The following is a 14994-nucleotide window of genomic DNA, read 5'->3' as shown; positions in this document are numbered from 1 at the left end:
AGATCAGTCCTCACTTGCTCTCGGTGGTATCGGTTTTGACCGTGCGATCGGTGTTGAACGGCTGCGTGGAGGTGGCCACCGGCGATTCGCCGATGGATTCCAGCGCCGCGGCGTTGGTCATACCGGATTCCCGGGCCTGGATGTAGCTCTGGAACTTCTCCGGAGTCACCGCCCGGACCTCGAAGTTCATCATCGAGTGGAAGGTGCCGCACATCTCCGCGCAACGGCCCACGAACGCGCCTTCACGGTCGATCTCGCTGATCTGGAAGACGTTGTCGGAGTTGTTCTCCTTCGGGTTCGGCATCACGTCCCGCTTGAACAGGAACTCCGGAACCCAGAACGCGTGGATCACGTCGGCGGCGGCGAGCTGGAACTCGATCACCTTGCCGGTGGGCAGCACCAGGATGGGCACCTCGGTGCTGGTACCGACCGTTTCGATCTTGTTGTAGTGCAGGAACGACAGGATGTCGTTCTCCGGGCGGCCGTGCACCGGGCCCGGCTGCTCATGGCCGTCCTCGTTGGTCCGCTCGGCGTATTCCTGCAGTTGCTCCTGGTTGGCGTCCTCACGCACGGTGTCGACACCGTTGTAGGTGAAGCCGTTCTTCAGGTCGACCTCGCGGTAACCGAACTTCCAGTTCCACTGGAAAGCGGTCACGTCGACGACCACATCGGGGTTGTCGACCTTCTCGTGCACGTAGTTCTGCACGACCACGGTGAAGTAGAACAGCACCGCGATGATGACGAAGGGGATCGCCGTGTAGCTGAGTTCGAGCGGCACGTTGTAGCCGGTCTGCCGCGGGAACTCCGGCGAGTTCTTCTTCTTGCGGTGGAAAATGATGGTCCAGAAGGTCAGACCCCAGACCAGCACGCCCATGATCAGGGCGGCCACGACCGACCACGTCCACAGTTCCCGCATCCGGTGCGCCTGCGGGGTGACACCCGAGGGCCAGCCGAACCGCAACCACACATTGTCGATCGAGCAGCCGGAGACGAGCATCGCGGTGATCCCGAGGGATACCGCCAGTCCGGCCCGCCGCAGGACACTACCCCGCCGCCGGGCAGGCCGTGCCCCGATCTCGTCGCTCGCCTTGTGCGCCACGCTCACGCCTTCCTGGTCGCCACACATTCCGACATCGCATCCACGGTGGCGGGACGCCTCCGGTGATACAGACAAACAGCTCATCGGGCCTTCCAGGGGCTCCGCGCACCACGCGGCACCACCCGGAACAGTCCGAGTACTACGCAGCGTAGACCAAACACGCGCCCGGTACGCCGTCGGGTCGGCTTCGACACTCCGCGCGACAGCGTAGCCGCAGAACGGAGGTGTATCGCACGGGAGAACCGGGCGTGCGGCATACTCGGACACTAGATTTCGCCCGCCGCGCCCGCATCCCTCGGCGCGGACCCCCGACCAGAGGAAACGAGGTCAGCGTCGCAGTGTGTGGACTGCTCGGATTTCTGACGTCCGATACCGCAGCGCCGGAAACAGTGGAACGGGTGTACGACGCCCTGCACTGTGTACGGCACCGGGGGCCGGATGAGCGCGGCACCTGGCACGACGACCAGTTGATCTTCGGCTTCAATCGGCTCTCGATCATCGATATCGAACATTCGCATCAGCCGCTGCGCTGGGGGCCGGCCGACGACCCCGGGCGCTACGCGCTCACCTTCAACGGCGAGATCTACAACTATCTGGAGCTGCGCGAAGAACTGGCCCGCGACCACGCGGCCGAGTTCGGCGAGCAGCCCATGTTCGCCACCGAGGGCGACGGCGAGGCCATCGTGGCGGCGTTCCACTACTGGGGTCCCGATGCGGTGCGCCGGTTGCGCGGGATGTTCGCCTTCGCGATCTGGGATTCGCGCAGCCGGGAACTGTTCCTCGCCCGCGACCCTTTCGGTATCAAACCGCTGTTCCTGGCCACCGGGCCCGGTGGTACGGCGTTCGGCAGCGAGAAGAAGAGCCTGCTGGAACTGCTGCCCGATCTCGGGCTCGACGAATCGCTCGACCATCGCGCGCTCGAGCACTACACCGTGCTGCAGTACGTTCCGGAACCGGAAACCCTGCATGCCGGTATCCGGCGGCTGGAATCGGGCAGTTACGCGGTCGTGCGGCCGGGCGAGCGGCCCGTGGCGACCCGTTACTTCGTCCCGAAGTTCGGCGTCCGCCCGTTCGCGGCGGGCAACGAGGCCGCCCGGTACTCCGAAATCGCGGCCGCGCTCGAGGATTCGGTCGCCAAACATATGCGCGCCGATGTCACCGTCGGCTCGTTCCTGTCCGGTGGTATCGATTCCACCGCCATCGCGGCGCTGGCCATGCGGCACAACCCGAACCTCATCACCTTCACGACGGGTTTCGAACGTGAGGGCTATTCCGAGGTCGATGTGGCCGCCGAGAGCGCCGCCGCGATCGGGGCCCGGCATATCGTCAAGGTGGTCTCCCCTGCCGAGTTCGCGGCCGCGATCCCGGAGATCGTCTGGTACCTCGACGACCCGGTGGCCGATCCGGCGCTGGTACCGCTGTATTTCGTGGCCAAGGAGGCCCGTAAGCACGTCAAGGTGGTGCTGTCCGGCGAGGGCGCCGACGAACTGTTCGGCGGCTACACCATCTACCGGGAACCGCTGTCGCTGGCCGCGTTCGACAAACTGCCGGGCGGGCTGCGCCGGCTGGCCGGCAAGGTGTCCGATCTGATCCCGGAGGGCACACGCGGCAAGAGCCTGCTGCATCGCGGATCGCTCACCCTGGAACAGCGCTATTACGGCAACGCCCGCAGTTTCAGCGACGCCCAGCTGCGGTCGGTGCTACGGGAGTTCCGCCCGGAATGGACCCACCAGGACGTCACCGCCCCGATCTATGACCAGTCCGCGGGCTGGGATCCGGTGACGCGGATGCAGCATCTCGACCTGTTCACCTGGTTGCGCGGTGACATCCTGGTCAAGGCCGACAAGATCACCATGGCGAACTCGCTGGAGCTGCGGGTGCCGTTCCTGGACAACGAGGTGTTCCGGGTCGCCGAACAGATCCCGCTGAAACAGAAGATCACCAAGGAGACCACGAAGTACGCGCTGCGGCAGGCGCTCGAGGGCATCGTCCCCGGGCATGTGCTGCACCGCGCGAAGCTCGGGTTCCCGGTGCCGCTGCGGCACTGGCTGCGCGGTACCGAGCTCTACGACTGGGCCCGGCAGCAGATCACCGAATCGCAGACCGACCACCTGCTCGACAAGGCGGCCGTGATGGCGATGCTCGACGCCCACCGCGCCGGGAACGGCGATCACAGCCGCCGGTTGTGGACGCTGCTGGTGTTCATGATCTGGCACGGGATCTTCGTCGAGGACCGCATCAAACCGGAGATCGCCGAGCCCACCTACCCGGTGCAGGTCTAGCAGGCACCACTCGGCCGGAAACCACGAAAGCCCCGCTCGATGAACGAGCGGGGCTCCGGAGCAACTGCGTCGAAGGACCGCGCGGACGGATACGAGCCGCCCGGTACGGAGGTACTTACTACACTCGCCGCCCTCGCCCCGGCGCCGGTTCCCGGTCTTCGGGTGCGGGTCTCACGAACCTCCGTTCGGTCGAAAACCACCGCCTGCCGACCGGGTCGGCGGATCTGTTGCCGTACGTCCTCGTACGGGTGTCCACACCCATCGCCACCAGGCCGGCAGAAGACCGCGGCCGACTGCCACCCGCTCTCCTTATGAGCCAGGCGCGGCGGACGGTACAGCTCAGCGCAGCAGCGGTTCGAGCTCCGCGGCGGCCTCGGCGCCGTAGGCCTCGCCGAGCCGTTTCAGGGCGGCGTCGGCGTCCAGCGTCCATTCCTGGGTGCCGACGGTTTCCAGCACCAGTACCGCGATCAGCGAGCCGAGCTGGGCCGAGCGCTGCAGGCTCAGGCCCGAGGTGTGACCGGTGAGGAAACCCGCCCGGAAGGCATCGCCGACGCCGGTCGGATCGACCTTGGCGGTCTCCGGTACCGCCTCGACCCGCACCTCGGTGCCGTCGGTATCGACCACCAGCACGCCGTCCTTACCGAGGGTGGTGACCCGCACCCCGACCCGGGCGGCGATCTCCTCCTCGGTGAGACCGGTCTTCTGCTTGAGCAGGCCCCATTCGTATTCGTTGGTGAACAGGTAGGTGCAGCCCTCGATGAGCTGGACGGCCTGGTCGCCGTCGAGGCGGGCCAACTGCTGGGAGGGGTCCGCGGCGAAGGGGACGTGCAGTTCGCGGCATTCGGCGGTGTGCCGCAGCATGGCCTCGGGATCGTTCGCGCCGATCAGCACCAGGTCGAGAGTGCGCTGTTCGGCCAGCGCGGTCAGCGAGATATCACTGGCCTCACTCATCGCCCCCGGATAGAAGGAGGCGATCTGGGCCATATCCTCGTCGGTGGTGCAGACGAAGCGCGCGGTATGCGCGGTCTCGGAGACCCGGACCGCCGAACAGTCGACACCGCTGCCCTCGAGCCAGGTGCGGTAGTCGTCGAAATCGCGGCCCACCGCGCCGATCAGCAGCGGTGTACGGCCGAGTAGACCCATGGCGTAGGCGATATTGCCGCCCACGCCGCCTCGCCGGACGACCAGATCGTCGACGAGGAAACTCAGCGAGACATGCTCGAGCTGATCGGGCAGCAGTGCGTCGGCGAAGCGGCCGGGGAAACGCATGAGATGGTCGGTCGCGACGGACGCGGATACAGCTATGGACACGTAAGTGGGCCCCTTCGGAATCAGCGCGAACAGAAAGTGAACGGGGCCTTGCCCCCGCTGAATTACCGTATCAATTGGATGGGCCTACGACTACGTGTCGTAAACAGTGTTTATGCCGCGCCACGGCGGGCAACACTCGGCTCCGGCCCGCAATCCGGGTTGACCAGGCCGGCGAGGGGCAGCACTGTCAAGCCGTCGACGAAGATATCGATTCATCACGCTGACACACCAGCCAGGGCGTGACATCGGCGCGGCTGGGCGTTGGCGTCGCCCGTCAACCGCCAGGTCGACGTCGGGTGGCCGAGGAGCGCGGCGCCCGCACTACGGGTTCGGCCGGTGACCCGAAGGTGCCCAACGGCACCGCCGAGTCTTACGAGGCCCTGAAAGGTTTCGGCCCGTCCAAGGGCCGAAACCCGCGGCGCCGAAGGCGCCGCAAAAATTAGTTGAAGGAATCGCCGCAGGCGCAGGAACCGGTGGCGTTCGGGTTGTCGATGGTGAAACCCTGCTTCTCGATCGTGTCGACGAAGTCGATGGCGGCACCCTGCACATACGGGGCGCTCATCCGGTCGACGGTCAGCGTGACGCCGCCGAAATCGGCGGTCAGATCGCCGTCGAGGGTGCGGTCGTCGAAGAAGAGCTGGTAGCGCAGCCCGGCGCAACCGCCCGGCTGTACCGCGATCCGCAGCGCGAGATCGTCGCGGCCCTCCTGATCGAGCAGCGCCTTGGCCTTACTCGCGGCGGTATCGGTCAGTTTCACGCCGTGGGTTTCGGTGGCGGTCTCGTTCTGCACAGTCATGAACTCTCCTATGGACAGCGTGGTCGGTCCGTGAACAGCGCACGGTTCAGGGGTCAACACCCTCGGACGGGCTGCTATTCCCCATCTTGCCATCTCCGGCCCCGCCCGCCACAGCACCCGGGTCCGTTCTGGATTCGTATCCGGACCCGTCGCCCGTGAGGGCCGCCACGACCGGGGCCGGGCGGTGACCGTTCCCACCCGGCTACCGCCCGGCTTCCGGGCCGGTCAGCCGACCGATTAGCCTGGTAACCGTGAAGTTGTTCCGACGCGGTGAGTCCAGCGGTACCGACGTACCCGCCGACAGCTCGCGGGCCGCGACCGCCACCGAGGCCGACGCGGCACCGGCGAAAGCCACCCCCACCGCGGGTAAAGGCCGGCCGACGCCGAGCCGGCGCGAAGCCGAGGGCCGCCGCCGCGGCCCCATCGCACCACCGCCGATGACCGCGAAGGAAGCCCGCGCCCGCCGCAAGGAGGCCCGCGGCAACAAGGCGGACCGCAAGGCCGCGGCCGCGGAACGCCGAGCCGCCGCGCAGGACCGCCGAGCCCGGATGCTCGCCGGCGAGGACAAGTACCTGCTGCCACGCGACCAGGGGGAACTCCGCGCCTACGTGCGCGATATCGTCGACGCCCGCCGCAACCTGGTCGGGTTGTTCATGCCGATGGCACTCCTGCTGATTCTGTCGATGTTCGCCGCCCCGGCATGGCAGTCCATCGTCACTCTGGCGATGCTCGTGATGATGGCGTTCATGATCGCCGAGGGTTTCCTGCTCGGCCGGATCGTGAACCGGCGGGTCCGGGAACGTTTCCCCAAGAGCACCGATACCGGTTACCGGCTGGGCTGGTACGCGTTCGTGCGTGCCTCGCAGATGCGCAAGATGCGGGCGCCGAAACCGCGCGTCGGTCCCGGCGACGCCATCTGACCGGCCGGTGTCGCACCCCGCTCCCGCGGCGCGCCCGTCCGGTGGCCGTTGGCGCACACTGGTGCTCGGTGGCGCCCGATCGGGGAAATCCGCCTACGCCGAATCCCTGGCCGGCACGGGTCCGGTCCGCTATGTGGCCACCGCGATCCCCGACCCGGCCGATACCGATTTCGCCGCCCGGATCGCCGCGCACCGCGCCCGCCGCCCCGCCGGCTGGACGGTGCTCGACGGCGCCGATCCGGCAACAGCGCTGCGTGATACTTACCCCGAGCCCACTCTCGTCGACGATATCGGCACCTGGCTCACCGCCCGCCTCGACGCCCGCGCGGCCTGGGACGCGCCCCGCGGCACGATCACCCCTGATATGGACGCGTTGGTGTCGGCCGTCGCGCAGTATGCGGGCCGATTGGTGCTGGTGACCCCGGAGGTCGGGCTCGGCGTCATCCCCGCGACGCGCTCCGGCCGCCTCTTCCGCGACGAGATCGGCGCGCTGAACCAACGCCTCGCCCAGGTCTGCGACGACGCCTACTTCGTCGTCGCCGGACTGCCGATGCGCTTGAAGTAAGCCCGGCAGAGCACGGTCCCGCAGCAGTACGGTCTGGGCAGGCTTCGCCCGGTGCCTATGTGTCACAGGCCCGTGTTTCCATATCGGCGTGCAGAACATGCCGCGAGCCGAGGTCTGGGCCGCAATCCATCGGGAACGGGCCGCACTGGCCGAGGAACTCGCCGCGCTGACACCGGATCAGTGGGCCGCCCGGTCCTTGTGCGGGCAGTGGACGGTCGAAGAAGTCGTCGCACATCTCACTGCCGCTGCGAGTATCGGCCGGTGGCGGTGGATTCGCAGTATGGCAGGCGCGCGTTTCGATGCCGGCGTGCACAATCAGCGGCGGATGCTGGAGTACCGCGGGGCAGGTCCCGACGAGACGCTGGCCCGCTTCCGGGCAGTGGTCACGGATACAACCGCTCCTTCCGGCCATACCCCCGCGTGGCTGGGTGAGGTCGTGGTGCACGGCCAGGACATCCGCCGGCCCCTCGGGCTGTCCGGGGGACCGGATCTCGCCGCCGTCACCGAGGTCGCCCGATTCTTCGCCGAACGCGATTTCACGGTGGCCGGTCGCACGGTGCGCGAGGGCCTGCACCTCGTCGCCACCGACGGGCCGTTCGATATCGGCACGGGTCCGGAGGTCCGGGGCAGCACACTGGCACTGGTCATGGCGCTTGCCGGCCGCACCGACTACTGCGCCGACCTGACCGGGCCGGGTGTTCCCGCGCTGCGATCCCGGAGCGCGGGCTGACACGCTGAGCCTCGCGGTGCACCAAGGTTCACTCGTTCCGTCTGCTCAGCACTGATCTGTCGGCCGTGACCGGGCGTGTTCGGTCTCGCGGAACCACCGGCCGGCCGCAACGGCGCGTCCCTATCACGCCGGGTTCGCGACGGGGCGCGACGTACGGTCCCTGCGGAACCGCTTCCGCGACAGCCGCCCGGTCAGGAGTCCGGGACCGGTCCGGTGTGCCGACCGTCGGACGATCGCCGACAGGCGGGTGCCTCGCGCGGTTCCCGGGACGGGCGGGCAATATTGTCGGGAGACCGGCCGCCGCGGTCGGGGCCCGGCCACGGTCCCCGGTGCGGCGCCCCGGCGTGCCAGCTACCCGACCGGAAGGCTCCACCAGTGTCAGAGGGATTCGCGCCCGTTGCTCCGCCGGATGCCGGTGCCCGCGCGGCGGCCGAGCAGCGGCAGGCGTCGCTGACCAAACCGCCGGGGTCGCTGGGGCGGCTGGAGGAACTGGGCAACTGGGTCGCCGCCTGCCAGGGGGTGTGCCCGCCGCGGCAGTTCGAGCGGGCCCGGGTGGTGGTGTTCGCGGGTGATCACGGGGTGGCCGCGCACGGTGTCTCGGCGTTCCCCACCGAGGTCACCGCGCAGATGGTGGCCAATTTCCAGGCGGGTGGGGCGGCGGTGAACGCGCTGGCCCGGGTGGCCGATGCCGGCGTGCGGGTGGTGGATATCGCGGTCGCGAGCGAGACCGACCCGGCGGTCAGCGCGCACAAGATCCGCCGGTCCAGCGGCGCCATCGATCGGGCGGATGCGCTGACCATCGCGGAGGTCACGGCCGCGCTCGCCGCGGGCCGGGCCATCGCGGACGAGGAGATCGATGCGGGCGCCGATCTGCTGGTCGCCGGCGATATGGGGATCGGCAACACGACACCGGCCACGGTGCTGATCGCGACCCTCACCGGTACCGAACCGGTGAAGGCGGTCGGCCGTGGTACCGGCGTCGACGATCACGGCTGGATGCGCAAGGTCGCGGCTGTCCGCGACGCCATGTGGCGGGCCCGGCCGGTCGCTCGTGACGGGGTCGAATTGCTGCGGGTGGCCGGCGGCGCCGATATCGCGGCGATGACCGGTTTCCTCGCCCAGGCGGCGGCCCGGCGCACGCCGGTCCTGCTCGACGGGGTGATCGTCGCGGCCGCGGCCCTGGTGGCCGAGGATCTCGCGGAAGGAGCGTCGGCCTGGTGGGTGGCCGCGCACCGCTCCACCGAACCCGCGCATACCGCCGCGCTGACAAAACTGAAACTCGACCCGATCCTCGGCCTCGAGATGCGGCTCGGTGAGGGTTCCGGCGCACTCACCGCGCTGCCCGTGCTGCGTTCGGCCGTGGCGGTACTCGCCGAGATGGCGACCTTCGCCGACGCCGGGGTCAGCACGGCCGCCGCCCCCTCCGGGCCGGTCGATACCCCCTCCGGTACAGCCGGCGCCGCTGCCATCGATATGCGGAAGTGACTGCGCCCCTCACGGAGACTGCGCCGTGCTGAGTCTGCGGCTCGCCTTCTCCTGGCTCACCGTCCTACCCGTCCGCGGCCCGGACGAGGTCGACCGCCGCGCGGCTGCCCGGGCGATCGCGCTGGCACCGGTTGCCGGACTCGCGCTCGGGCTCGCGGCGGCGGCCGTGCTGTGGCTACTGGAACCGGCGGGTGCGGCGGCCGGGTTCGCCGCGGTTGCGGTACTGGCGCTGCTGACCCGGGGTATGCATCTGGACGGGTTGGCCGATACCTTCGACGGCCTCGGTGTGTACGGTCCGCCGGAGCGCGCGCGCGAGGTCATGAAGAGCGGCGGCGCCGGACCGTTCGGGGTGGCCGCCATCGTCGCGGCCGCCGGTATCCAGGCCGGTGCGTTCACCACCCTCGCCGCATCCGGGAACTGGTATGCGGTGGTCGTGGCGGTGGCGCTGGGCCGGGTCGCGGTGGTGGCCGCGTGCCGCCGCGGTATCGAACCCGCACCCGATACCCGGTTCGGCGCGCTTGTCGCGGGGACACAGTCGCGGGTCACGGTCGCGGTATGGGGCATGGTGGCTGCCGCGGTATCGGTTTTCGCGGTGCCCGGGCTCGCGTGGTCCGGGCCGTTGATCGCGGTGCTCGCGCTGCTGGTGGCGGTACGGCTGGCCGATCACGGGGTCCGCCGGTTCGGTGGGCTCTCCGGCGATCTGCTCGGCGGCGCCGTCGAACTCACCACGGCATTGTCGGCGTTGGGGTTCGCTGCTGTGGCGAATGCTGTCTGAAACAGCGCTACACGACTACGCCGGCGTCCTTTGATCGGAGGCGCCCGGGTGCGGGCGATGCTCGGCCCAGCACAGCGCCGCCGAACGGCGGTCCCACGGCCGGCCCGGGGACTTGCGAGATTGCCGCGAGTCGATCGCGACGAAGGATGGCCGCTGCGGTTCCCGTGCGGTTCCGGCACGCGGGGACAGGTGGCCCAGACACGTGGTGCGCCACAATGCCGGCAGGCTCTGATGTCACCCGCCTCAATATTGCGAACGCAGCGTCTCACCGCCGCGTCACTGCCCATAAGGTGGGAGGTATGTCAGCCGAGCGCCTCTACTTCCGTCAACTGCTGGCCGGCCGGGATTTCGCCGTGGGCGACCCGATCGCCACACAGATGCGTAATTTCGCCTATCTGATCGGCGACCGGGACACCGGTGAATGCGTCGTCGTGGATCCGGCCTACGCCGCGGGCGATCTGGCCGGTATCGCCGAGAACGACGGGCTGAAACTGTCCGGGGTACTGGTCACCCACCATCACCCCGACCATATCGGCGGCTCGATGATGGGTTTCACGCTGCGCGGCGTGAAGGAACTGCTCGAAGAGGCCACCGTCCCGGTTCATGTGAACGACGAGGAGAAATCCTGGGTGGCGAATGTCACCGGGATCGCGCCCAGCGAACTGACCGGACACGGGCACGGCGACAAATTGGGTGTCGGCGTCTTCGATATCGAATTCCTGCACACTCCGGGGCATACGCCCGGTAGCCAGTGCTTCCTCGTGGACGACAAACTCATCGCCGGGGACACCCTGTTCATCGACGGCTGCGGTCGCACCGATTTCCCGGGCGGCGATTCCGCGGCCATGTTCGCGAGCCTGCGGTCCCTGGCGGATATGCCGATCAACCCGGAGGTGTACCCGGGGCATTGGTATTCCGCGGACCCGCATGCCTCGCTGGACTCGATCCGCGACAACAACTACGTGCTGCGCCCGCGGTCACTGGCCGAATGGCACGCTCTCATGCCGGGCTGACCCGCCCTCCGGGTACCGGACACCCATCCGGTACCCGGTGGGCACGGGTGGTATCGCGGAGTCAGAGCACCCGCATCCACTGGTGCACATCGGCGAACGTGCCGCGCTGGATTCCGGTGAGGGTATCGCGTAGCGCCATGGTCACCTCGCCGGGTTCGCCGCCGCCGATCGCGAATTCGCCGTCCGGCCCGCAGACCGAGCCGACCGGGGTGATCACGGCCGCGGTACCGCACGCGAAAACCTCGGTGATCTCCCCGGAATCCGCGCCCGCGCGCCAATCCTCCACCGAGATCTTGCGTTCGGTGACCGGATAGCCGGAATCGGCGGCCAAGGTGAGCAGCGAATCGCGGGTGATGCCCGGCAGCAGCGACCCGGACAGTTCGGGGGTCACCAGCTGGGCATCGGCACCGGAGCCGTACACGAAGAACAGGTTGTTGGTCCCCATCTCCTCGACGTAGCGGCGTTCGACGGCATCCAGCCACACCACCTGATCACAGCCCTTGGCCGTGGCCTCGGCCTGGGCGAGCAGCGAGGCCGCGTAGTTCCCGGCGACCTTCGCCTCACCGGTACCGCCGGGGGCGGCGCGCACGTATTCGGTGGACAGCCACACCCGCACCGGTTTCACGCCGCGCGGGAAGTAGGCCCCGGCGGGCGAGCCCAGCACCAGATACTTGTACGCGGAAGCGGGTTTCACGCCCAGACCCGATTCGGTGGCGAACATGAACGGCCGCAGGTACAGCGATTCCTCGCCGCCGGCGGCGGGCACCCAGGCCGAGTCGACCTCGAGCAGCTGGCGCACCGATTCGATGAACAGTTCCTCGGGTAGTTCGGCCATCGCCATCCGGCGCGCGGAACGGCGGAACCGGGCCGCGTTCGCGTCGATCCGGAAACACGCGACCTGCCCGTCCGGCTGCCGGTAGGCCTTGAGCCCTTCGAAGATGGCCTGCCCGTAGTGGAAGACCATGGTCGCCGGGTCGAGGGTGAGCGAACCGTAGGGTTCGACGACGGCGTTGGTCCAGCCGTCGGCCTCGGTGTAGTCGATGGTGACCATATGGTCGGTGAAGAACCGGCCGAAACCGGGCGCCGCCAGAATCTCCTGTACCCGCTGCGCCGGGGTGGGCGCAGGATGAGGGATACGGGCGAACTGTGCAGCAGCGGTCATGACCAGCAGTCTATGTCCTGGGGTCGGGCAGAATACGCGGTGGTCGGTTCTCCGGCATCCCGGGAGGTGGTTTCGCCCCGCTACCCGGCCCCGGATCAGCTGGTGCGCGGTTTCACGAACGGCGGCCGCACCACGGTGCAGCGCAAGGCCCGCCCGCGCACATCGACCTCGACCTCGCTCCCCGGCGTGATCGCCGGGTCGAGCAGGGCCAGGGCGATCCCGATCTGCCTGGTCGGTGAGAAGGTTCCCGAGGTGGTCACCCCGGCCTCGCGGCCGTCGTGGCGCACGGTCTGGTTCTCCCGCGGGATCCCGCGGTCGAGCGCCTCGAGGCCGAGCAGGATGCGCCGCGCACCGGCCGCGCGTTCGGCCTCCAGCGCCGCCTTCCCCCAGAAGTCGGTCTTCGCCCACCCGACCGCCCAGGACGCCCGGGCCTGGACGGGCGTGATCTCGGTGGAGAGCTCGTGCCCGTGCAGCGGATAGCCCATCTCGGTGCGCAACGTGTCGCGTGCGCCCAGCCCGGCCACCGCGCCCTCGGCGGCTCGCACCTGCTCGACCAGGGCCCGGAACAGTTGCTCGGCCCCGGACCAGCGCGGCAGCAATTCGTATCCGTGTTCGCCGGTGTAGCCGGTCCGGCAGACCCGGACGGGCTGTCCGCGCCAGTCGGCATCGGTGAACGCCATATACGACAGGTCCGTGGGCAGTCCCAGCGCGTCGAGGACCTGTGTCGACTGCGGCCCCTGCACCGCGAACACGGCGTAGTCGCGGTGCTCGTCGGTCACGGTGATCGCCGGCGGCGCGGCGGCCGCCAGCCGCTCCACCACAGTGGCGGTGTTCGCGGCGTTCGGCACCAGGAAGATCTCGTCGTCGCGGACGAAGTAGGCGATCAGATCGTCGACCACTCCCCCGTCGGCGGTGCAGCACAGGGTGTACTGGGCCTTACCCGGGCCGATGCGGCCCAGATCGTTGGTGAGCGCGGAGTTCACGAATTCCGCCGATCCCGCCCCGCGCACCGTCGCCTTGCCGAGGTGGCTCACATCGAACAGCCCGACCGATTCCCGGACCGCGGTGTGCTCGGCCACGGTGCCCGCATAGGAGACCGGCATCTCCCAGCCGCCGAACGGCGCGAATTTCGCTCCGAGTTCGACGTGAACTCCATGGACAGGTCCCTGTTTCAGCCCGGCATCACTCACCTGGCGAGCTTATCCCGGCCGCAGCCGGTGCCGGCGGGCCCCGCGCCGAGGTCAGGTTTTGCAGTGCCGGTGTCCTCGTCGACCGGTTCAGGCCGGGCGTTCAGGTCCCGGTGCTGGTGATCTCGACAGACAGAAGCAACGCTCAGGCCTCGAACCACATCGGGATCAAAGTCGGGCCGTCTTCCGGCAGGGTGAGGGTTTCGCCGATACGCACGAAGCCCTCCCGCGCGTACAGGCGCGACGACCGCTCGGTACTGGCCTCCAGATAGGCCGGCATCCCCGCGGCGGCCAGCGCCCGGGTGCGGTTGCGCAGGATCGCCGCGCCGGCGCCGCGCCCCCGGAACTGCGCAACGGTGACAATCAACTCCAGATAGCGGTGTGGAAACCGCCGCGGATGTTCCTTGCCCAGCAGCTCGGTGACATAGGCGGAGCGCTGTAGCGGGCGCACATCCGGCGCCCGCTCGGCATATTCGCGGGCGGTGGCGGCCTCGGCGATCAAGCGGTCGACCGAATCGACGGCCTGCCAGATCGAGACCGCCCAGATCTCGTCCCCGGCGCCCGCCACCCAGATCTCGTCGCCGTCGAGACCGCGTTCGACGATCTCCGGCAGGTAGATATCGAGGAACTGGTCCATCGGGTGATCGCGCATGATCCACTCCGTCACCGCCTCGTCCGGGGTCGCTGCCCGGAGCGCGGTCATCAATGCGTCGAAATCGCTCTTGTCCGCACGCCGCACAACCAGTTCCGTACCCACGTCGCCTCCTTGTGAATGGTGTTCCTATAGGCGAACTTATGCGGCTGACCACTGGACAACCACTATTTCGTCACGGTATTTCGTGTGTTGAAATCGAATCCGTGACCCACTGTGTGCGCTGCGGCGAGCAGCTACGGCAACCCGCCCGGGGCCGGCGCCGCATCTATTGCTCCCGTTCCTGTCAGGCGCGCGCCTACCGGGCCCGGCAGACCGCGGGCCCGGTTCGCGGACGCCCGGCGCCGCGCCGGTTATCGGCGATCGTGATCACCCGGGCCGCTGTGGATCTCGCCGACCGCACCGGCCTCGACGGCCTCACCATGCGCCGGCTGGCCGGGGAACTGGGCGTGGCCACCGCGGCGCTCTACCGGTATTTCGGCGATCGCGAACAGTTGCTCGCCGCCATGGTCGATCTGGTGGTCGACGCTCCCCCACCACCGCCGCGCGAGCTGTCCGGATGGCGGGCACGCCTGCGTTACGAAGCGCAGCGCGAATGGCAGCTCTACCGCAAGCACCCGTGGGTGCTGCCGGTGCTGTCGCGGGTACGGCCACCGCTCGGCCCCGGATTGCTGGACACCCTGGAACGCGCGCTGTCCGCCTTCGGCGAAGTGGACCTGCCGCGCACCGAGCTGATGTCGGCCTATCTGAGCTATTCGGCGCTGGTACAGGGGCTCGCCCTGCTGTGGACGTCGGAGCGCACCGACCGGTTCGGCGGGGCGGGCGATCCCGCGGCGGTTCCGCCGGGCCTGGCCGACCTCATCGACGCGACCGCGCGGCCCACGCTGTACCGGGTCTTCGATCCGCAGGCCGTACCGCCTCCCGAACTCGACTTCGGCGCAGTGCTCTCCTACGGCGTGGACATGCTTCTCGACGGTGTCGCGGTACGGCAGCGGACCGCCACCGAATAGCCTGAAA

Annotated in this window: 14 protein-coding genes; 8 read left to right on the top strand and 6 right to left on the bottom strand. The window is 68.8% G+C overall.

The genetic code is table 11. From position 1 onward, the window contains the following. Window positions 1-10 precede the first annotated feature (10 nt). Entirely contained in the window at window positions 11-997 is a 987-nt protein-coding gene (locus ACFWPH_RS26815) for a cytochrome c oxidase subunit II (protein WP_378755082.1), read from the bottom strand. 440 nt (window positions 998-1437) lie between these two features. Between ACFWPH_RS26815 and asnB the strand changes: the two genes are divergently transcribed. Then, window positions 1438-3381 carry an asparagine synthase (glutamine-hydrolyzing) gene (gene asnB, locus ACFWPH_RS26810; protein ID WP_378754889.1) on the top strand — a complete coding sequence of 648 codons (1944 nt, stop codon included), beginning with the start codon at window positions 1438-1440 and terminating at the stop codon, window positions 3379-3381. Between the two features lie 339 nt (window positions 3382-3720). Here the strand turns inward: asnB and ACFWPH_RS26805 are convergent, their stop codons facing one another. After that, window positions 3721-4692: a carbohydrate kinase family protein gene (locus tag ACFWPH_RS26805; RefSeq protein WP_378754888.1), complete on the bottom strand. Its 972-nt coding sequence runs from the start codon at window positions 4690-4692 to the stop codon at window positions 3721-3723. Between the two features lie 439 nt (window positions 4693-5131). Then, window positions 5132-5488: an iron-sulfur cluster assembly accessory protein gene (locus tag ACFWPH_RS26800; protein ID WP_062978614.1), complete on the bottom strand. Its 357-nt coding sequence runs from the start codon at window positions 5486-5488 to the stop codon at window positions 5132-5134. 251 nt (window positions 5489-5739) lie between these two features. On the opposite strand from ACFWPH_RS26800, the gene ACFWPH_RS26795 reads away from it, so the two are divergent. The 6 genes from ACFWPH_RS26795 (at window position 5740) to ACFWPH_RS26770 (ending at window position 10976) form a co-directional block, all read left to right on the top strand. Next, window positions 5740-6408, top strand: coding sequence for a DUF3043 domain-containing protein (locus ACFWPH_RS26795; protein WP_378754887.1), 669 nt, complete (start codon window positions 5740-5742; stop codon window positions 6406-6408). Between the two features lie 7 nt (window positions 6409-6415). Continuing rightward, a complete protein-coding gene (locus ACFWPH_RS26790) occupies window positions 6416-6973 on the top strand; it encodes a bifunctional adenosylcobinamide kinase/adenosylcobinamide-phosphate guanylyltransferase (protein WP_378754886.1) in 558 nt (185 codons plus the stop codon). Between the two features lie 97 nt (window positions 6974-7070). After that, the gene (locus tag ACFWPH_RS26785; protein WP_378755081.1) at window positions 7071-7703 is read left to right on the top strand and encodes a maleylpyruvate isomerase family mycothiol-dependent enzyme; all 633 of its coding nucleotides are present in this window, start codon (window positions 7071-7073) and stop codon (window positions 7701-7703) included. Window positions 7704-8078: 375 nt separating this feature from the next. Then, entirely contained in the window at window positions 8079-9188 is a 1110-nt protein-coding gene (gene cobT / locus ACFWPH_RS26780) for a nicotinate-nucleotide--dimethylbenzimidazole phosphoribosyltransferase (protein ID WP_378754885.1), read from the top strand. Between the two features lie 25 nt (window positions 9189-9213). Beyond that, on the top strand, window positions 9214-9963 hold the full coding sequence (locus tag ACFWPH_RS26775; RefSeq protein ID WP_378754884.1) for an adenosylcobinamide-GDP ribazoletransferase: 750 nt from the start codon (window positions 9214-9216) through the stop codon (window positions 9961-9963). A 299-nt stretch (window positions 9964-10262) separates the two neighbouring features. Then, entirely contained in the window at window positions 10263-10976 is a 714-nt protein-coding gene (locus tag ACFWPH_RS26770; RefSeq protein WP_378754883.1) for an MBL fold metallo-hydrolase, read from the top strand. A gap of 61 nt (window positions 10977-11037) precedes the next feature. Here ACFWPH_RS26770 and ACFWPH_RS26765 read toward each other — a convergent pair whose 3' ends face one another. From ACFWPH_RS26765 to ACFWPH_RS26755, 3 genes are all read right to left on the bottom strand, one after another. After that, window positions 11038-12138 carry a branched-chain amino acid aminotransferase gene (locus ACFWPH_RS26765; protein ID WP_378754882.1) on the bottom strand — a complete coding sequence of 367 codons (1101 nt, stop codon included), beginning with the start codon at window positions 12136-12138 and terminating at the stop codon, window positions 11038-11040. Window positions 12139-12233: 95 nt separating this feature from the next. Continuing rightward, entirely contained in the window at window positions 12234-13328 is a 1095-nt protein-coding gene (gcvT, locus tag ACFWPH_RS26760) for a glycine cleavage system aminomethyltransferase GcvT (RefSeq protein WP_378754881.1), read from the bottom strand. Between the two features lie 142 nt (window positions 13329-13470). Further along, complete coding sequence (locus ACFWPH_RS26755) at window positions 13471-14082, bottom strand: N-acetyltransferase (RefSeq protein WP_378754880.1); 612 nt, start codon at window positions 14080-14082, stop codon at window positions 13471-13473. Between the two features lie 101 nt (window positions 14083-14183). On the opposite strand from ACFWPH_RS26755, the gene ACFWPH_RS26750 reads away from it, so the two are divergent. Beyond that, entirely contained in the window at window positions 14184-14987 is an 804-nt protein-coding gene (locus ACFWPH_RS26750; protein WP_378754879.1) for a TetR/AcrR family transcriptional regulator, read from the top strand. Window positions 14988-14994 lie beyond the last annotated feature (7 nt).

Source organism: Nocardia sp. NPDC058499, from assembly GCF_042719915.1.
In the GTDB taxonomy this organism is placed as follows: domain Bacteria; phylum Actinomycetota; class Actinomycetes; order Mycobacteriales; family Mycobacteriaceae; genus Nocardia.
This window is presented reverse-complemented; position numbering and strand designations above follow the sequence as displayed.